Origin of the sequence: Stenotrophomonas sp. FSL W7-1447 (assembly GCF_037966425.1) — a bacterium.
GTDB classification, from domain to species: Bacteria; Pseudomonadota; Gammaproteobacteria; order Xanthomonadales; family Xanthomonadaceae; genus Stenotrophomonas; species Stenotrophomonas pavanii.
The window spans coordinates 1,670,647-1,689,639 of the sequence record NZ_CP150199.1; the positions used below are offsets into that span (position 1 = coordinate 1,670,647).

17 protein-coding genes are annotated in these 18,993 nt (G+C 67.9%); 10 read left to right on the forward strand and 7 right to left on the reverse strand.

Annotated features, from left to right (window positions below; translation table 11 throughout):
* Positions 1 to 28: 28 nt before the first annotated feature.
* Positions 29 to 1,267: an FAD-binding oxidoreductase gene (locus NSQ78_RS07705; RefSeq protein WP_194434206.1), complete on the reverse strand. Its 1,239-nt coding sequence runs from the start codon at positions 1,265 to 1,267 to the stop codon at positions 29 to 31.
* 199 nt (positions 1,268 to 1,466) lie between these two features.
* Between NSQ78_RS07705 and NSQ78_RS07710 the strand changes: the two genes are divergently transcribed.
* The 10 genes from NSQ78_RS07710 (at position 1,467) to NSQ78_RS07755 (ending at position 13,758) form a co-directional block, all read left to right on the forward strand.
* Entirely contained in the window at positions 1,467 to 2,228 is a 762-nt protein-coding gene (locus NSQ78_RS07710; RefSeq protein WP_053463517.1) for a gamma-glutamyl-gamma-aminobutyrate hydrolase family protein, read from the forward strand.
* Positions 2,225 to 3,622: a glutamine synthetase family protein gene (locus tag NSQ78_RS07715; RefSeq protein WP_049469509.1), complete on the forward strand. Its 1,398-nt coding sequence runs from the start codon at positions 2,225 to 2,227 to the stop codon at positions 3,620 to 3,622. Before NSQ78_RS07710 ends, NSQ78_RS07715 begins: the two co-directional genes overlap by 4 nt.
* Before the next feature lie 91 nt (positions 3,623 to 3,713).
* Positions 3,714 to 4,823 carry a polyamine ABC transporter substrate-binding protein gene (locus NSQ78_RS07720; RefSeq protein WP_064238018.1) on the forward strand — a complete coding sequence of 370 codons (1,110 nt, stop codon included), beginning with the start codon at positions 3,714 to 3,716 and terminating at the stop codon, positions 4,821 to 4,823.
* A gap of 170 nt (positions 4,824 to 4,993) precedes the next feature.
* On the forward strand, positions 4,994 to 6,166 hold the full coding sequence (locus NSQ78_RS07725) for an HlyD family secretion protein (protein ID WP_064238019.1): 1,173 nt from the start codon (positions 4,994 to 4,996) through the stop codon (positions 6,164 to 6,166).
* Entirely contained in the window at positions 6,163 to 7,716 is a 1,554-nt protein-coding gene (locus NSQ78_RS07730) for a DHA2 family efflux MFS transporter permease subunit (RefSeq protein ID WP_057494142.1), read from the forward strand. The genes NSQ78_RS07725 and NSQ78_RS07730 overlap by 4 nt, the downstream gene beginning before the upstream one ends.
* 41 nt (positions 7,717 to 7,757) lie before the next feature.
* Positions 7,758 to 9,257: an efflux transporter outer membrane subunit gene (locus NSQ78_RS07735; RefSeq protein ID WP_149902049.1), complete on the forward strand. Its 1,500-nt coding sequence runs from the start codon at positions 7,758 to 7,760 to the stop codon at positions 9,255 to 9,257.
* Positions 9,258 to 9,405: 148 nt separating this feature from the next.
* On the forward strand, positions 9,406 to 10,542 hold the full coding sequence (gene potA, locus NSQ78_RS07740; RefSeq protein WP_049469496.1) for a polyamine ABC transporter ATP-binding protein: 1,137 nt from the start codon (positions 9,406 to 9,408) through the stop codon (positions 10,540 to 10,542).
* Entirely contained in the window at positions 10,539 to 11,471 is a 933-nt protein-coding gene (locus NSQ78_RS07745; protein WP_049469494.1) for an ABC transporter permease subunit, read from the forward strand. The genes potA and NSQ78_RS07745 overlap by 4 nt, the downstream gene beginning before the upstream one ends.
* Positions 11,468 to 12,310: an ABC transporter permease subunit gene (locus tag NSQ78_RS07750; RefSeq protein WP_005415928.1), complete on the forward strand. Its 843-nt coding sequence runs from the start codon at positions 11,468 to 11,470 to the stop codon at positions 12,308 to 12,310. The genes NSQ78_RS07745 and NSQ78_RS07750 overlap by 4 nt, the downstream gene beginning before the upstream one ends.
* Before the next feature lie 83 nt (positions 12,311 to 12,393).
* Entirely contained in the window at positions 12,394 to 13,758 is a 1,365-nt protein-coding gene (locus NSQ78_RS07755) for an NAD-dependent succinate-semialdehyde dehydrogenase (RefSeq protein ID WP_064238021.1), read from the forward strand.
* A 75-nt stretch (positions 13,759 to 13,833) separates the two neighbouring features.
* On the opposite strand, the gene NSQ78_RS07760 is transcribed toward NSQ78_RS07755, so the two are convergent.
* The 6 genes from NSQ78_RS07760 to NSQ78_RS07785 all read right to left on the reverse strand — a co-directional run bounded on the left by NSQ78_RS07760 (position 13,834) and on the right by NSQ78_RS07785 (position 18,965).
* Complete coding sequence (locus tag NSQ78_RS07760) at positions 13,834 to 14,856, reverse strand: magnesium and cobalt transport protein CorA (protein WP_049469491.1); 1,023 nt, start codon at positions 14,854 to 14,856, stop codon at positions 13,834 to 13,836.
* 6 nt (positions 14,857 to 14,862) lie between these two features.
* Positions 14,863 to 16,086 (reverse strand): DUF4105 domain-containing protein, encoded by a 1,224-nt coding sequence (locus tag NSQ78_RS07765; RefSeq protein ID WP_088476011.1) that lies wholly within the window; start codon positions 16,084 to 16,086, stop codon positions 14,863 to 14,865.
* 35 nt (positions 16,087 to 16,121) lie between these two features.
* Entirely contained in the window at positions 16,122 to 17,003 is an 882-nt protein-coding gene (locus NSQ78_RS07770; protein WP_049469485.1) for a transporter associated domain-containing protein, read from the reverse strand.
* A 64-nt stretch (positions 17,004 to 17,067) separates the two neighbouring features.
* Positions 17,068 to 17,676, reverse strand: a complete 609-nt coding sequence (locus NSQ78_RS07775) for a hypothetical protein (protein ID WP_080355582.1) — start codon at positions 17,674 to 17,676, stop codon at positions 17,068 to 17,070.
* Entirely contained in the window at positions 17,676 to 18,284 is a 609-nt protein-coding gene (locus NSQ78_RS07780) for a hypothetical protein (protein WP_064238022.1), read from the reverse strand. The genes NSQ78_RS07775 and NSQ78_RS07780 overlap by 1 nt, the downstream gene beginning before the upstream one ends.
* 75 nt (positions 18,285 to 18,359) lie before the next feature.
* A complete protein-coding gene (locus NSQ78_RS07785) occupies positions 18,360 to 18,965 on the reverse strand; it encodes a hypothetical protein (RefSeq protein WP_064238023.1) in 606 nt (201 codons plus the stop codon).
* Between the last annotated feature and the right edge of the window lie 28 nt (positions 18,966 to 18,993).

Genomic DNA, 18,993 nt, shown 5'->3' on the forward strand with positions numbered 1-18,993 from the left:
TCAAGTCATGTGGCAGGCAAGGGATCCACTACCACAGCGCATCCCGCAGCTTGTACCAGGACATCGCCGCCACCAGCAGCGGCGTGCGCAGCAGCCGGCCGCCGGGGAAGGGCGCATGCCGCAGGCGCTGGAACACGTCCAGGCGCTCGCTCTGGCCGGCAATGGCGGCCGCGATGACCTCGCCGGCCAGCCCGGCGGCGGCCACCCCATGGCCGGAGAAGCCCTGCGCAAAATACAGGTTGCCGTCCAGCCGGCCCCAGTGCGGGGCGCGGTTGCGGGTAATGTCCACATAACCGCCCCAGACCTGGTCCAGGGCCACGTCGGCCAGCTGCGGGAACACCTGGTGCATGCGCCGCTGCATCACCCTGCGCAGACCGGGCGGTGGCAGCGCCGAATAACTGGCACGGCCACCGAACAGCAGCCGGTGGTCGTGGCTGAGGCGGAAGTAGTCCAGTGCCCAGGCGGTGTCGGCTACCGCCATGTTGTTGCCGATCAGCGCCCGGGCACGCTCGGCTCCGATCGGCTCACTGGCGCCGATGTAGGTGCCGACCGGCATGATCCGGCGCTCCAGCTCGGGCAGCAGGCCCTGCAGCCACGCATTGCCGGCAATCACCAGGTGTGCAGCGTGCACGCTGCCCAGTGCGGTGTGCAGGACAGGCTGCGGCCCACGCTGCACGCGGGTTACCGCTGAATGCTCGTGGATCACCACGCCGGCCGCGCGCGCGGCGTCGGCCAGGCCACGCGCATAGGCCAGCGGATGCAGGTGCGCGCTGAGCGGATCGAACATCGCGGCACGGTAGCGCGGGCTGTCCAGCTGCGCGCGCAGGGCGTTGCGGTCCCACCACTGCATCGGGTAGTCGTAGTGGCGCTGAAGATGCTCGCAGTTGGCGTGCAGGTCGCGCTCATGGCGTTCGCGTATGGCAACGCTGGCGTGGCCTTCGACCCAGTGGCAGTCGATGCCGTGGCGATCGATGCGCGTGCGCATGGCCTGCACTGCATCGCGTGACCAGTCGAACAGGTGGCGCGCATCGTCACGACCGAGCTGCCGCTCCAGTTCGTCCACCTCGCAGCCGTAGCCGACCAGCGCCTGGCCGCCGTTGCGGCCGGACGCGCCCCAGCCGATCCGCTGCGCTTCCAGCACCACCACGCGCTGGCCACGCGCGGCCAGTTCCAGTGCGGCGGTCAGGCCGGTATAGCCGGCGCCCAGCACCGCAACGTCGGCCTGCACCCGCCCCTGCAACGAGGGCAGTGCGGGCGGTTCGGGCAGGCTGGCGGCATACCAGCTGGGCGGAAAGGCGGCGCTCACTGCAGGCCTCGCGGCTGCAGTGGGACAGGGAAGAGCGGGGAAGGACGATCAGCATTCACCCGCCTAGTTTCGCCGATGCATGACGGCGTGGCGTGATGGCACCGGCTTGCCGCGTGCGGTGAGCGACGGGTAACGTGTCGGCACGCCAAGGAGTGTCCCCATGCGCCGCCTGCCCTGGGTGGGCCTGCCCACCGACAGCACCGTGCTCGGCCATCACCGTTTCGCGGTGGCTGGCGAGAAGTACGTGCGCGCGCTGGCCGAGGCGGCCGAGGTGACCCCGGTGGTGTTGCCCAGCCTGCAGCCACCGTTGCCGGCCAGCGACTGGCTGCTGGGGCTCGATGGCCTGCTGTTGACCGGCGCGGTCAGCAATATCGAACCGCAGCACTACGAGGGCGGCCGCAGCTGGCCGGGCAATCCGCATGATCCGGCCCGGGATGCCAATGCCTTCGCGCTGCTGCGCGAGGCGCTGTCGTTGGACCTGCCTGTCCTGGCGATCTGCCGCGGCTTCCAGGAACTGAACGTCGCACTGGGCGGCAGCCTGCATCCGCAGGTGCACGCGGTGCCTGGGCTGGCCGACCATCGCGAAGACCCACAGGCACCGGTGGAGGTGCAGTATGGAGCGGCGCATGCGGTCACCCTGGCGGCCGATGGCTGGCTGGCGCAGTGGCACGGCAGCGACCGGGTGCAGGTCAATTCGGTGCACGGGCAGGGCATCGCCCGCCTGGCGCGGGGCCTGCAGGTCGAGGCCCGTGCCGATGACGGACTGGTCGAAGCGGCGCGCAGCCTGCACCATGGATTCGTGCTCGGCGTACAGTGGCACCCGGAGTGGCGCGTCATGCAGGCGCCGTTCTATCACGCTATTTTCCGTGCATTCGGCCAAGCTTGCCGGCAGCACCAACAGAACCGACTGGATTCCCGATGAGTTCCCGAACGCGCCCGCGCAAGACGGCCACGCCGCCCGCACCGCAGGAAAGCACCCTGCTGCGCTGGCTGAAGGAGCGGCGCATCACCGAAGTTGAATGCCTGGTGCCGGACATCACCGGCAACGCCCGCGGCAAGATCATTCCCGCCGACAAGTTTTCGCACGACTACGGCACGCGCCTGCCCGAGGGCATCTTCGCCACCACCGTCACCGGCGAGTTCCCCGACGACTACTACGAGCTGACCTCGCCGTCGGACTCGGACATGATGCTGCGGCCCGATCCGGACACCGTCCGCATGGTGCCATGGGCGGCCGATGCCACTGCGCAGGTCATCCACGATTGCTACACCAAGAACGGCGAGCCGCATGAGCTGGCGCCGCGCAACGTGCTGCGCCGCGTGCTGGCGGCCTACGCCGAACTGGGCCTGCGCCCGGTGGTGGCACCGGAGCTGGAGTTCTTCCTGGTGCAGAAGAACACCGACCCGGACTTCCCGCTGCTGCCCCCGGCCGGCCGTTCCGGGCGCCCGGAAACCGCGCGGCAGTCTTACTCGATCGATGCGGTCAACGAGTTCGACCCGATCCTCGACCTGATGTACGACTACGCCGATGCGATGAAGCTGGACGTGGACACGCTGATCCACGAATCGGGCGCGGCGCAGCTGGAAGTCAACTTCACCCACGCCGATGCGATGGACCTGGCCGACCAGGTGTTCCTGTTCAAGCGCACCATGCGCGAGGCGGCGATGCGCCACGGCGTCTATGCCACGTTCCTGGCCAAGCCGATGGAAAACGAGCCGGGCAGTGCCATGCACATCCACCAGAGCCTGGTGCGGGTGAGCGATGGCAGCAACGTGTTCGCCGGCGATACCGACGCCGAGGGCGAGTTCAGCCCGGTGTTCGGCCACTACCTGGGCGGCCTGCAGAAGTACGCGCCGCAGGCGATGGCGTTCTTCGCGCCGAACGTGAACTCCTACCGCCGGCTGGTGTTTGGCGAAGTCTCGCCCAGCAACGTGCACTGGGGTTTCGACAACCGCACCTGCGGCCTGCGCGTGCCGCTGGATACGCCGGAAAACATGCGGGTGGAGAGCCGGTTCGCCGGGTCCGATGCCAACCCCTACCTGGCGATGGCCGCGACCCTGGCCTGCGGCCTGCTCGGCATCCGCGAGCGGCTGGCACCGGATGCACCGGTGACCGGCAGCGCCAAGGAACTGGGCTACAACCTGCCGCGTTCACTCGGCGAGGCGCTGGACGGGCTGGAGCGGTGCAGCGAGCTGCAGGCGCTGCTGGGCGAGCGCTTCTGCCGGGCCTACATCTCGGTCAAACGCAAGGAATACGAGACCTTTTTCCGCGTCATCAGCTCGTGGGAGCGCGAGTTCCTGCTGCTGAACGTCTGAGCCTGCGGAATAGAAAAATCCGCCGCCGGGGGGTAGGCTGGCAGCCGTCGCCGGCCCCGCCGGCCCCCCTTCCCGCATTCTGGAGCACCCGATGAAGCTGCGTATCCTCACGCTCGGCCTGGCCTCCGCCATGCTCGCCGCCTGTGGCGGTGGCAACGGCGGCGCGCAGGACAGCCAGGTCCTGAACGTCTACAACTACAGCGATTACATCGCCGAGGACACCATTCCGACCTTCGAGAAGGAGAGCGGCATCAAGGTGACCTACGATGTGTTTGACAGTGACGAGATGGTCGAGACCAAGCTGCTGGCCGGCAACAGCGGCTACGACGTGGTGGTGCCGACCCTGAACTTCTTCGGTCGCCAGATCCAGGCCGGCGTGTTCCTGCCGCTGGACAAGAGCAAGATTCCGAACCTGGCCAATCTCGATCCGGCGGTGATGAAGCGCATCGCCACCCAGGATCCGGACAACCAGTACGGCGTGCCGTACATGATCGGCACCACCGGCATCGGCTACAACGTGGACATGCTGAAGCATCGCTTCGGTGGCAGCACCGACATCGCCAACAGCTGGGACCTGGTGTTCAAGCCGGAGAACATCAGCAAGATGAAGGACTGCGGCGTGACCATCCTGGACACGCCGGCCGACATGATCCCGATCGCGCTGCATTACCTCGGCCTGGACCCCCACAGCGGCGACCCGGCCGAGCTGCAGAAGGCGGCCGACCTGCTGAAGTCGATCCGCCCGTACGTGCAGAATTTCCACTCCTCGCAGTACGTCGGCTCGCTGGCCAACGGCGGCACCTGCCTGGTGGTCGGCTGGTCCGGTGACATCATCCAGGCACGCGACCGCGCCGAGGAAGCCAGCAATGGCGTGCACGTGGCCTATTCGATCCCGAAGGAAGGTGCGCCGCAGTGGTTCGACATGCTGGCGATCCCGAAGGACGCCAAGCACCCGGAAGCGGCGTACCGGTTCATCAACTACCTGCTGGAACCGAAGGTCGCCGCGGCCAACACCAACTTCATTCACTACGCCAACCCGGTGCCGACCGCCACCCCGCTGGTGGACGAGGCGATCCGTACCGACCCGACCATCTATCCGCCGGCCGACGTGGCCGCGAAGATGTTCACCTACTCGATCAACACGCCGGAGACCGACAAGCTCTACACCCGGCTGTGGACCGAGGTGAAGACCGGGCGTTGAATCCGCCTGCGCGGCGCCGGGCATGACCGGCGCCCACCGCCAGGCGCATGTCGAAGGAGGCCGCAGGGCCTCCTTCGGCATATGTGCAGTCCGCGTCGCGGCGGCTTTCACTTTCCCTCGGCGCTGCATCCCCTACCGTCCCGTATGGCACTGACCACCGCCACGAGACGATGACCGAACAGCCCGCGCGCAACGACAGCGCCCACGACGACGACCGGCAGCAGAAGGAACAGGACACGCCCTCTCCGCTGAAGAATCCCAGGGTGCGCTGGACGCTGGCGATCATCGGGCTGCTGGTCGCGGTGGCCCTGGTTGCCTGGCTGGTCTATCACCTCCTGGTCGGGCGCTACCTGCAGGAGACCAACAACGCCTACCTGCAGGCCGACGCTGTTGCCGTGGCGCCGCGCATAAACGGCTACGTCACCGAGGTGCTGGTCAAGGACAACCAATGGGTAAAGGTGGGCGAGCCGCTGCTGCGCATCGACCCGCGCACCTACCGTGCCACCCTGGACCAGGCCGAAGCAGTGATCGCCGTCCGCGAAGCAGATATCGCGGCGGCAACCGCCGGCGTGCAGGGCCAGCAGTCCAGCCTGCTGCAGGCGCGCACCCAACTCACGGCCGCGACCGCCTCACTGCGCTTCGCAAGATCCGAGCTGGCCCGTTTCACCCCCCTGGCCGCCAGCGGCGCAGACACCCACGAGCATGTGGAGAGCCTGCGCCACGACGTAGAGCGGGCGCAGGCCCAGTACGACGCCGCCAGGGCGCAGATCCAGGGCGTGCAGAGCCAGATCGACGCCAGCCAGGCGCAGCTGGAACAGGCACAGGCCGGCCTCAAGCAGGCACAGGCCGATGCCGCGCAGGCCCGGGTCGCATTCGAGGACACTGAACTGCGCGCGCGCATCGATGGCCGCATCGGCAACAAGACCGTGCAGGTCGGCCAGTTCGTCGCCGCGGGTACCCGCACGATGACCGTTGTCCCGGTCGCCTCGCTGTACCTGAGCGCCAACTTCAAGGAAACCCAGGTAGGCCTGATGCGGGCCGGGCAGCCGGCGGAGATCAAGGTCGATGCCCTGCCGGGTACCACCCTGCACGGTACGGTCGAGAGCATTTCGCCAGGCACCGGATCGCAGTTCGCGCTGCTGCCGCCGCAGAATGCCACCGGCAACTTCACCAAGGTGGTGCAGCGGGTGCCGGTGCGCATCCGGGTCGATGCCGGTGCCGAAGCGCGCAAGGTGCTGGTGCCGGGCATGTCGGTGGAAGTGACCGTGGACACCCGCAGCGCCAAGGACGCGCGCAGGCGCACCCGCGATGAGGCCGAGGCCACGGCCGCACCCGTGCGATGAACGCCGCCGCCGCCCCTGCCGCCGCCGCCGAAGGCAAGGCCGACGCTGGCGCGTGGTTGGCCGTTGCCGCGGGCACGATCGGTTCGTTCATGGCCACGCTGGACATCTCCATCGTCAACGCGGCCCTGCCCACCATCCAGGGCGAGGTCGGCGCCAGCGGCACCGAAGGCACCTGGATTTCCACCGCCTTCCTGGTGTCGGAGATCGTGATGATCCCGCTCACCGGCTGGTTCGTGCGCACCCTGGGCCTGCGCACCTTCCTGCTGATCTGCGCGACGCTGTTCACCGCCTTCTCGGTGATGTGCGGGTTGGCCGACTCGCTGCCGATGATGATTGCCGGGCGGGTGGGGCAGGGATTCGCCGGTGGGGCCCTGATCCCCACGGCGTTGACCATCGTCGGCACGCGCCTGCCACCGAAGCAGCAGCCGCTGGGCACCGCGCTGTTCGGCATGACCGTCATCCTCGGGCCGGTGATCGGCCCGCTGCTGGGCGGCTGGCTGACCGAGAACGTGAGCTGGCATTACGCCTTCTTCATCAACGTGCCGATCTGCGCCGGGCTGGTGGCGCTGCTGCTGCTGGGACTCCCGCATGAAAGATCGGACTGGGGAGGCCTGCTGCGCGCTGACTGGCTGGGCATCCTCGGCATGACCGCCGGCCTGTCCGCGCTTACCGTGGTGCTGGAAGACGGGCAGCGCGAGCGCTGGTTCGAATCCACGCTGATCGTGGTGCTCACCGTGGTCTCGGTGGTGGGGTTCGCCCTGCTGGCGCTTTCGCAGTTCACCAGCAAGACCCCGGTGATCCGTCTCAACATCCTGTTCCAGCGCAGTTTCGGCGCGGTGTTCGTGATGGTGATGGCGGTGGGCATGATCCTGTTCGGGGTCATGTACATGATCCCGCAGTTCCTGGCGATCATCGCTGGCTACAACACCGAGCAGGCCGGCTACGTGCTGCTGCTGGCCGGCCTTCCAACCATCCTGCTGATGCCGTTGATGCCAAAGATGCTGGAAACGGTGGACGTACGCATCATGGTGTTCGGCGGCATGCTGTGCTTTGCAGCGGCCTGCTTCGTCAACCTCGGTCTCACGCCGGACAGTGTCGGCCCGCATTTCATCGTCGGCCAGCTGCTGCAGGGCTGCGGGTTGGCGCTGGCAATGATGGCGCTGAACCAGGCGGCCATCACGTCGGTACCGCGCGAGTACACCAGTGATGCCTCGGGCCTGTTCAATGCCGCGCGCAACCTCGGCGGCTCGATCGGCCTGGCGATCATCTCGACCTTCCAGGAACGTCGCACGATCCTGCATGTCGATGCGATCGGCAGCAGTGTCACCGCGAATTCGCCGCTGGCCCAGGATGCGCTGCACGCCTATGGCCAGCAGCTGGGTGACGCGACCCAGGCGGCGGCGGTGCTGGCGCAGACGGTCCAGATGCAGGCGATGGTGATGGCCTACAACGACCTGTTCTGGATCTTCGGCCTGATCGTGGTACTGACCTTCCCGCTGGTTTTCCTGCTCAAGCCCCTGCCCAAGGGCGTTCCATTGGCGATGCACTGATGACTTCGACGACTCCGCCCCCGTTCGTTCGCGCGTGCCGGATGTGGCCGGCCGTGGTACCGCTGCTGCTGGCCGGCTGCACGCTCGGGCCGGATTACGTGCGGCCCGACCTTGCCGGCGGCGCTACCGCGCAGGCGGCGTTGCCACGTGCAGCGCAGGCCGGCGTGCAGCCTGCGGCGCCACCGAGCCAATGGTGGCGCGCGCTGAACGATCCGTTGCTGGACCAGCTGGTGGACGAGGCCCTGCGCAACAGCCCCAACCTGCGCGCCGCCCAGGCCAAGCTGCTGGCCTCGCGCTCACTGCAGCGCCAGCGCCGTGCCGAACAGCTGCCCAGCGTGGGCGCTGCGGCCGGCTACGCCAACATCAAGGCGCCGGATTCGATCGGGAACCGTGTGCGCAGCATCGGCGAGAACGTCGCCGGCGTTGCCGAGGCCAACGGTCGCCCGCAGGAAGCGGCGCAGCTGCGCCAGCAGTTCGCCGATACCGATCTGGATACCGAGTTGTACGTGGCCGGCTTCGATGCCAGCTGGGAGCTGGACCTGTTCGGCCGACGCCGCCGCGCAGTGGAGCAGGCCAGTGCCGAGGCCGAGGCCAACGCTGCGGCGCTGGCCGACGCACAGGTGCAGCTGGCCGCCGAGCTGGCCCAGGTCTACCTGGGGTATCGCAGCAGCCGTGAGCGCATCGCGCTGGCCGAGGACAACCTGCGGACGGCCCAGGAGAGCCTGCAGCTGACGCGCCAGCGCCGCCAGCGTGGCGCCGACTCGGACCTGCAGGTGGAACGCGCGCAGGCCGAGCTTGAGCAGCAGCAGGCGGCGCTGCCCACGCTGCAGGCCCAGGCCGACGAGGCGCGCGACCTGCTGGCGCTGATGGTGGGGCGCGAGCCGGGTGCGCTGGACGCGCGGCTGGCGGCGGATCAGCCGCTGCCGCAGCTGCCGGCCAGGGTGCCGGTGGATGATGCGCGCGCCCTGATCCAGCGCAGGCCCGATGTGCGCAAGGCCGAGCGCGAACTGGCCGCGTCGTCGGCACAGATCGGGCAGGCCCTCTCCGCCTACTTTCCGCAGGTGACGCTGCTGGGCAGCATCGGCGCCGGCGCCACCTCGGTATCCGATCTGGGACGGGATTCGGCGGCTACCGTCATCGCTCCGTTCCTGCGCTGGTCGCTGTTCGACTTCGGCGTGAACAAGGCACGGGTGGCGCAGGCCCGGGCGGGCAACCAGGCGCGCCTGGCCGCCTACGAGGGCACGGTACTGGCAGCGCTGCAGGATGCCAATACCGCGCTGGCGCGGTTTGGCGCCGCGCGGCAGCAGCTGCAGGCCAGCGGCCGTGCCGAGGCCTCTGCAGAGCGCGCGCTGGCCCTGATGCGGCAGCGACGCCAGGCCGGGGCCACCTCGCAGATCGACCTGCTGGACGTGCAGCGCCAGCGCCTGCAGGCCCAGGATGCCGCCGCCCAGGCCCGCCTGCAGGTGCTGGTGCGCTACGTGGCGCTGCAGAAGAGCCTGGGCCTGGGCTGGCAGGACGCGCCACCGGTGGCCGTGCGCTGAGACCCTTCGCCGGGGTCACCCTGGCAGCGGCGGGCCCGACCCGGTGGGCGCCGCGGCACGGTGCGCGCCGCCACAGCCCGTCATATCCCCTTCGGCCCCCGGCCGTTAGAATGACCGCCGCTGTCCACCGCCCGCTCCCGGAGCCCCCATGCCCGTTGAAGCCCAGCCGGTAGCCACCGTCGTCGACACGACCGGTGCGCCCGGCTATCTCTCCATTCGCGACCTGCGCAAGGAATTCGACGGTTTCGTCGCCGTCGACGACGTCAATCTGGACGTGCGCAAGGGCGAGATCTTCGCCCTGCTCGGTGGCTCCGGCAGTGGCAAGTCGACCCTGCTGCGCTGCCTGGGCGGCTTCGAGACGCCCACCAAGGGCAGCATCACCCTCGATGGCCAGCGTCTGGACGCACTACCGCCGTACCAGCGGCCGGTCAACATGATGTTCCAGTCCTATGCCCTGTTCCCGCACATGACGGTGGAGCAGAACATTGCCTTTGGCCTGAAGCAGGACGGCCTGGGCAAGGACGCGATCAGCAAGCGCGTGGGCGAGATGCTGGACCTGGTGCAGATGGGCCACCTGGGCAAGCGCAAGCCGCACCAGCTGTCCGGCGGCCAGCAGCAGCGCGTGGCGCTGGCGCGGTCGCTGGCCAAGGGGCCGAAGCTGCTGCTGCTGGACGAGCCGATGGGCGCACTGGACAAGAAGCTGCGCTCGCAGATGCAGCTGGAACTGGTCAGCATCATCGAATCGTCGGGCGTGACCTGCGTGATGGTCACCCACGACCAGGAAGAAGCGATGACCATGGCCACCCGCATCGCGGTGATGGATGCCGGCTGGATCCAGCAGGTCGGCAAGCCGGACGAGGTCTACGAGCAGCCGGCAAACCGCTTCGTTGCCGAGTTCATCGGTTCGGTCAATCTGTTCGATGGAGTGATCGACGAGGACCTGCCCGAGTATGTGACCGTGCGCTCGCCGCTGTTCCCGGCGCCGATCTACATCGCCCATGGCATCACCTGTTACGAAGGGCAGCCGGTCGCATTCGCGCTGCGCCCGGAAAAGGTGATGATCGGCAAGGACGAGCCGGAAGGGCATACCAACAAGGCCCAGGGCGTGATCGAGGACATCGCCTATTTCGGCAGCCATTCGGTCTACCACGTGCGCCTGCCCAGCGGTGCCAAGGTGCTGGCCAATTTCGCCAACTCGCAGCGCTGGGCCAGCGATGGCCTGACCTGGGGGGACAGCGTGTGGGTGCACTGGCGCGACAACGACGGCGTGGTGCTGACCTCATGAGCGTCGCCGGCCTGAAGCGCTGGCTGCCGGGGCTGCGTGCCACGGTGATCGGCATTCCGTACCTGTGGCTGCTGCTGTTCTTCGCAGTGCCGTTCCTGATCGTGCTGATGATCAGCTTCTCGCTCAGCCGGGTCGGCTCGCCGCCGTACACCTGGCTGCTCCAGTACGCGGACGGCGGCTTCTCGCTGAAGCTGAACCTGGAAAACTACCTGGCGCTGTTCCGCGATTCGATCTATGCGCAGGCCTTCCTCAGCTCGATCAGGATCGCGGCGATCTCCACCTTCCTGACCCTGCTGATCGGCTACCCGATGGCCTATGCCATCGCGCGCCTGTCGCCGGCCGCGCGCAACGTGGCGATGATGCTGGTGGTGCTGCCGTCGTGGACCTCGTTCCTGATCCGCGTGTACGCGTGGAAGGCGATCCTGGACCGCAATGGCCTGCTCGACCAGTTCCTGCAGTTCACTGGCCTGCAGACGCTGATGACGTCGATGGGGCTGCCGAAACTGCAGCTGATCGATACGCCGACGGCCGCCTACATCGGCATCGTCTACTGCTACCTGCCGTTCATGGTACTGCCGCTGTACGCCAACCTGGTCAAGCATGACCACCGCCTGCTGGAAGCGGCCTACGACCTCGGCGCCAAGCCGTGGCAGGCGTTCCTGCGCATCACCTTGCCGCTGTCCAGGGCCGGCATCATCGCCGGCTGCATGCTGGTGATGATCCCGGCGGTGGGTGAGTTCGTGATCCCGGAAATGCTCGGTGGTTCGGAGACGCTGATGGTCGGCCGCCAGCTGTGGAACGAGTTCTTCAACAACCGCAACTGGCCAGGCGCCTCGGCGATGGCGGTGGCGATGATCCTGTTGCTGCTGGTGCCGATCCTGCTGTTCAACCGTTCCCAGCAGCGCCTGCTGGAAGGGAAGCAGGCATGAGCCCGCGTACCGCCAAGGGCCTGGGCCTGGGCGTGCTGCTGCTCGGCTTCGCCTTCCTGTACCTGCCGATCCTGCTGTTGATGTTCTATTCGTTCAACAGTTCGCGGCTGGCGATGGTCTGGGCCGGGTTCTCCACCCGTGCCTACAGCGACCTGTTCGCCGACCGTGCGCTGATGGATGCGATGTGGACCAGCCTGGTGGTGGCGTTCTGGACCGCCTGCACCGCCACCGTGCTGGGCACGCTGGCGGCGATGGTGATGACCCGTTTCAAGCGTTTCCGGGGCAAGCCGCTGTTCGGTGCGCTGGTCACCGCGCCGCTGGTGATGCCGGATGTGATCCTGGGCTTCTCGCTGATGGCGCTGCTGGCCTCGATGGGCGCGATTCCCGGCTTCCCCGCGCGTGGCCTGGCCACCATCTGGATCGCACACGTGACCTTCACCCTATGCTTCGTCACCGTGGTGGTGTCCTCGCGCCTGCAGGAAATGGACCTGTCGCTGGAAGAAGCGGCGATGGACCTCGGTGCCAGCCGGTTGACCGTATTCACCCGCATCACCCTGCCGATCATCGCGCCGGCTCTGGTGGCGGGTTGGCTGCTGGCCTTCACGCTGTCGCTGGATGACGTGGTGGTGGCCAGTTTCGTGGCCACGCCGGGCTCGACCACGCTGCCGATGAAAGTGTTCGCCTCGGTGCGCATGGGCATCAGCCCGAAGATCAACGCGTTGGCCACGCTGCTGGTGTCGGCCGTGTCGATCGCTGCAGTGATCGGCTGGTACATCAACGCCCGCGCCGAGAAGCGGCGCCAGCGTGACCTGCAGCTGGCACGGCAGGACAACGGCTGAGCACACGGTCTGTCGACAGCGCCCGCAACATCCGGCTCACGGCCGGCGGCGCACAATGGGGGTCACTTTGATGGAGACCCCCCATGACCGTCGAGATCATCGACCCGGCCACCGGCCAGGTGACCTACCGCCATGAACTGATGGGCGCTGCTGACATCGAGCAGCGCCTGCAGGCCGCCGCCGATGCGTTCCCCGGTTGGGCCGAGCGTTCGCTGCAGGAACGCGGCGCGATCCTGCGCCAGATCGCGGCGCAGTTGCGCACGCGCCGCGACGACCTGCAGCAGGCGATGACCCATGAGATGGGCAAGCTCAAGGCCGAAGCGCTGGCCGAAGTCGACAAATGTGCGGCCGCCTGCGAGTACTACGCGGACCACGCGGCCGACTATCTGAAGCCGCAGCTGATCGACACCGAAGCCCAGCGCAGCTACGTGCGCTACGAGCCGATCGGCTGCGTGTTCGCGGTGATGCCATGGAATTTCCCGATCTGGCAGGTATTCCGATTCCTTGCACCGGCCTTGATGGCCGGCAACGTGGCGCTGCTCAAGCACGCCAGCAATGTGCCGCAGTGCGCTGATCTGATCCTGGCCGTGTGCCGTGATGGAGGATTGCCGGAGGGCGTATTCGACGTGCTGCACATCGACAACGACCAGGCGGCCGAGGTGCTGCGCGACGCGCGGGTGAAGGCGGTGACGCTGACCGGCAGCGAGCGGGCAGGGCGCTCGATCGCGGCCAATGCCGGTGGCCAGCTGAAGAAGTCGGTGATGGAGCTGGGCGGCAGCGATGCCTTCGTGGTGCTCGATGACGCCGACCTGGACAGGACCGTGGCCGCGGCGGTGAAGTCGCGCTTCGACAACAGCGGGCAGACCTGCATTGCCGCCAAGCGTTTCATCGTGGTCGAAGCGGTCGCCGATGAGTTCACCCGGCGCTTTGTCGAAGCGGCCGGCCAGCGCCAGTACGGCGACCCGGACGAGCGTGGTACCACGCTGGCGCCGATGGCCCGTGCCGACCTGCGCGATGAACTGCACAAGCAGGTGCAGGCCAGCGTGGCCAAGGGCGCGCGGGTGCGGGTCGGTGGCGAGCCGATCGCCGGCACGCATGCAGGCTATCCGGCCACCGTGCTCGACCAGGTCGGCCCGGGCATGCCGGCCTACGACGAGGAACTGTTCGGGCCGGTGGCTGCGGTGATCCGGGTTGCCGACGAGGCCGAGGCACTGCGCGTGGCCAACGACACCCGCTTCGGCCTGGGCGGCAGCGTGTGGACGCGCGACCCGGTGCGCGGCGAAGCGTTCGCGCAGCGCATGGAGTGCGGCGCCGCGTTCGTCAACGCCATCGTCAAGAGCGACGCCCGGCTGCCGTTCGGCGGCAGCAAACAGTCCGGCTTCGGTCGGGAACTGGCCGACCACGGCATCCACGAGTTCATGAACATCAAGACCGTCTACGTGGCTTGATGCCGAAGGGTAGTGCCGGCCGCTGGCCGGCATTGCCCCGATTGCCGCCCAGCGGCCGGCGCTACCAGCAGCGGGTCACAGCCACTTCGCGCGCTTGAACAACCGGTACAGGCCCACGCACACGCCGCCCACGCCGACAATCATCAGCGGATAGGACCACGGCTGGCTCAGCTCCGGCATGTGGCTGAAGTTCATGCCATACCAGCTGGTGATCAGCGTCGGCGCCGCCAGCAGCGCGGCCCAGGCGCCGAGGCGCTTGACCGTCTCGCCCTGCGCCAGCGTCACCAGCGACAGGTTGACGCTGAGCGCGGTGCCGAGCATCTCGCGCAGGGTGTCGATCACATCGCTGATGCGCACCGCGTGGTCGTGCACGTCACGGATGTACAGCTTCACTTCGTCGGGGATCAGTTCGCCCTGGTAGCGGCGCAGCTGCGCCAGTACGTCCTGCAGCGGTGCCACCGCCATCCGCATCTTGTTCAGTTCGCGCTTGAGCTCGTACAGCCGCACCACGGTGCTGCGCTTGTAGTTCTCGGCGAAGATGTCCTTTTCCAGCAGGTCCAGGGTGTCGCGGAAGCGGTGCACGATCGGCAGGTAGTTGTCGACCACGAAGTCGGTCACTGCGTAGAGGCAGTACGACGGGCCCATCTTCAGCAGCTGCGGCTCACGCTCGACCCGCGCCCGCACCGGCGCGTACGACAGTGAGGCGCCGTGGCGCACCGTCACCAGGAAGCGCGGGCCGAGGAAGGCATGGGTTTCGCCATACTGGATGCGCTCGTCGACCATCTGCGCGGTGGTCACCACCACGAACATCGAATTGCCGTAGGTCTCGACCTTGGGCCGCTGGTGCGCGTTGCGCGCGTCCTCGATGGCCAGGTCGTGCAGGCAGAATTCTTCCTGCAGCTTCAGCAGTACATCGTCGTTGGGATCGTACAGGCCGACCCAGACAAAGCCGTTGCCACTGGCAATGACGTCGCTGATGGCATCCAGGCCGATGTCGTGGCGCTTGCCCTCGTCATCGTAGTGGACGCAGTTGATGACGCAGGCGGGGTTGGCCGAAGCCGGGGCGGAAGCGGAGGCGGGCAATGACATGCCCGCCATCGTGCGTCAGCGCCGTGTTTCGGACAAGTGAGGACGGCGCCCCAGCACCCAGGCCAGCGCCGCGTGCACCGGCAGCAGCAGGACGATCCACTGTACGTTGTACTGCGCCTGCAGGCTCAGCCAGTGCAGTACCAGCGCCGCCACGGCCTGCACCGCCAGCAGCCACAGCACGACCCTGAACATGCGGCCCGGCACGCGCCGGCGCAGCAGTGCGATCGCGCCCGGAAGCAGCAGCACGGCCAGCGGCGAAAGCAGCAGCAGGTTGCGGTTGGCCCAGGCGGCGTAGTGGGTGCTGAAGCCCCACAGGAACACCAGCAGGCTGCCAGCGATGGCACACAGCAGCCAGAACGGCAGGGCCAGCCCGGCCAGCAGGCGCGGGCGGTTGCGCAGCGCCAGCACGCCGCCGGCCACGACCAGCCCCAGCAGCAGCCACGGCCACCAGCGGCGCGCGAATTCCTTCGGCTCCGGATCGATGCGGTGCGGCAGCAGTTCCTGTTCGGACTGTACCAACGGCCGGCCGTCGCTGTTGCGTGCCTGGCGCAGCGCGTCGGCCAGGCGCATCGGCACGAAGGCTTCCTGCCAGCGCGACAGCGGCTGGTCTGCGAACGGCCCAAGGCCGACATCGAAGCCCAGCCACATCCACGGTGCCGGCGACGCCAGGCGCACCGATTCACTGCGGTAGGTATTGCCGCGCGAGCGCCCCGACAGCTGCGACTGCAGGCCGCCGCCCAGCGCCTTGTCCACCGTGTCGCGCACCATCGTGGCGCAGTTGGCGGTGTAGTAGTCGTAGTGGTAGCGCGCGTTTTCCGGCTTGGCCCGTTCGGCCAGGTCGGCGGCCAACGCACGCGCCTGGTCCGGGCGCAGGTCCAGCCACTGCACGCTGGCACCGCGGCCGGTCTCGTCGTAGTACGAGAGGTCCTGCTGCAGCGGCAGCGCCACCAGGTAATACATCATGTCGCCGCGCACGAAGCGGCTGATGAAATCGTCCTCGGACGGATCGAAGTAGCCGAAGTTGTATGAGGTCGCTTGGCCGCTGAGCGGATCGATCACCACGATGGCATCGTGGCCGAAGCGCTCGAAGAACACCGTGCCCGGCTGCATGGTCACCACGCCGATGCGCGGGGCCGCAGCCTCGGCGCCGGCGGCGGCAGGCGCGGGCGTGCTCGCCGCCGGCTGCGCGAAGGCAGCCAGCGGCAGGACCATGGCCAGCACGCACAGTGCCAGCCACATCGTCAGGCGCAGTGCCAGGACGGGGCCGCCGCGCTTCAAGCGTCGTCCTGCGCGTCCGGCGGCAGCACGGTCACGTGGAAGGCCTGCACCCGGCGCGCATCGGCGCGGGCCACGCGGAACATGAAGCGGTCCAGGGCCAGCTCATCGCCGACTTCCGGCAGATGGCCCACGGCCTCGGTGACCAGGCCGCCGATGGTGTCGTAGTCCTCGTCGGAGAACGTGGCGCCGAAACGCTCGTTGAAGTCGCCGATCGGGGTCAGTGCGTCGACCACGTACTGGCCGTCGGACTGGATGGCGATCTGCGCCGACGGATCCTCGGCCTCGTCATGCTCGTCGTCGATCTCGCCGACGATCTGTTCCAGCACGTCCTCGATGGTGACCAGGCCGGCGACACCGCCGTACTCGTCGACCACGATGGCCATGTGGTTGCGTGACAGGCGGAACTCCTTCAGCAGCACGTTGAGCTTCTTCGCCTCCGGGATCAGCACCGCCGGGCGCAGCAGCTCGCGCACGTTGGCCGGGCCGTTGTCGGCGACCACGCCGCGCAGCAGGTCCTTGGCCAGCAGGATGCCAAGGATGTCGTCCTTGTTCTCGCCATGCACCGGGAAGCGCGAATGGCCGGATTCGACCACCTGCTTCATCAGTTCCAGGAACGGCGCTTCGACCGGCAGCGAAACCATCTGCGAGCGCGAGATCATCACGTCGCCCACGGTCAGCTCGGCCACCGCAATGGCGCCTTCCATCATCTTCAGGGTATCGGCGGCGATCAGACCCTCTTCCTGCGCGGTGTGCAGGACAGCGACCAGCTCGTCGCGGGTATGGGGTTCGCCGGAGAAAGCGGAGGTCAGGCGTTCAAGCCAGCCGCGCTTCTTTTCACTGGGCTCCTGTGCGGAGCTACTACTGTCGTCTTCTGACATCTCTGGAAAAAGGGCACCCGGCAAGCCGGGCGATGGCCCAAGTCTAGCAGGATGTGGCGCCCTGTCAGCGACCGTCGCTGCCCGGCCCGGTGATCGGTGGCGGGGCCAGTTCAGGCCGGGCGGGGGCCTCTTCCTCGGGCAGGTCCAGGCTGTAGGTACAGCCAGCCAGGGTCTTGCCCGGATGGGAGGCCACGGTAGAGACGCTGAGGATGATCGATTCGATCTGGGCCTCGCCGGTCTTCGGGTCGGTCACGTCCCGGCTGACCAGCTCGCGGCCGGCCATGAACTTGCCGTCCTGGTCGTAGCCGGTCTCCAGCCCCAGCTGCCTGGCCAGTGGCCGCGGATCGGCCTGGTCGAGGATGGCCATGACGCTGGACCCGGCCACGGCGACCCGTTCGGTGCGGGCGCCGAACACGCTGATCGGCTGGGCCAGGCGGTACTCGCTCATGAACTGGTTGCCCTGCGGCAGCGGCTGCAGGCCCTGGGCCACGGCCTTCAGCGGATCAGCCAGCAGGGGCGCCAGCGCGGCCTGCTCGGCCACGCCCTGGCGGCACTCGATCAGGGCGGGCAGGTCCAGGCTGGAGGCGAAAGCGGATGGGGCCGCAAGGACATACAGCAGAGGCAGGCAGCAGCGCAGCGACACGGGCGGATTCCGTAGACGGAGGTCTGCCATCATAGCCCCGGCGAGCGCCTGAACGGCCCGGTGAGAAGGCGCAGGAAACCGGTCACCGCCCGCCGCACGACCATCAGTGAGAGGGTCAGCACGACCGCAAGCATGGTGATCTGCATCGATTGCCCCGCGATGCGCGCCACCGCCGGCCACAGGCCCGGGCTGGTCAGCCAGGGCATCAGTTCCGACGCTGTTGTCCTCGCTACTTTCATGTAGATCACGGCCAGCGCGAACAGCACCAGCAGCGAGGTGCGGCTCGCATGGAAGAACGGAAGCGTGTTGACCGGACGGCCAAGCCGCTGCTGCAGCACCGTCCGCCACAGCACCGGCAGGGTCGCAGCGCCGACCAGTATCAGCATCATCGACGTTTCCCAGAGCCCGGGCGGGTGGGCGGGTTTCGGTCTATCCGTGAGGTGGGGGCCGATCAAGCCGACCGCCAGCCCGACCAGCAGACACGAGGGCGAGAGCAGGGCCAGGCTGCGCAGCAGCCAGTGCCTACCGCCGGGGGCCCGAGCAATGATGCGGCGCACGGCATAAGTGCCAAGCAGCAGCAAAACGGCGAATAGGCCCAGGCCGATCGTAAACGCCATCAAGTCATTTTCCGAGGTCATCCATGGTTCCCTGCGCCCCATGCCGGGGGCAAACAATAGCGCGCCGCGCGGACCGGCGCCTACGGGCCGGCTGGATCAGGGCGACCGCTGCTGCGATGTCGCAGGGTACCAGCGCAGCCTGACCGGGTAGCCCAGTCGCATCTGCAGGCGGTCGCGCACGGCGATTGTCGTCGCGCGGTTCGCTGGTTCCCGCAGCTCCACCTCCAGCTCCCCGGTCATGACATCCAGGCGGTAGCCGAACAGGTCCGGCAGCTGGGCCCGCAGCCAGTCCTGCTGTGCGTGCAGGCGGCGCCTCATCTCCACTTCGGTCATCGCGGCGCCAGTGACGTAGTGCACGTGTTGCGGGCCAGCCGCCCCTGGATGTGTCTCATCGGCCGCGGGTACGGCGCCGGTCAGTCGCACCACGACGTTCCAGCCCGTTGCGTTGTCCACCCGGATACCGGCCAGGCGTGCCGCGTGTCGCGCTTCCAGGCGCTCGATCAGCGCCCGTTGTTGGGCAGTGGCGACGATATTGCGAGTGTCGCGCTCGCTGCTGCCGAAGAACGCCCTTAGTTCGGCGATCTTTGCGGCGATGTCAGCCTCGCTGTCGCTGGCGGGGAACGGTGAGGGACGGTCAGGATCGGGCATCAGGCCTGCCCCGGACTGCAGCAGCGCGGCAAGCACAAGTGCGGGCAGGGTCATGCTGCGCTCCTCTTCCGTGAGTGCGTGG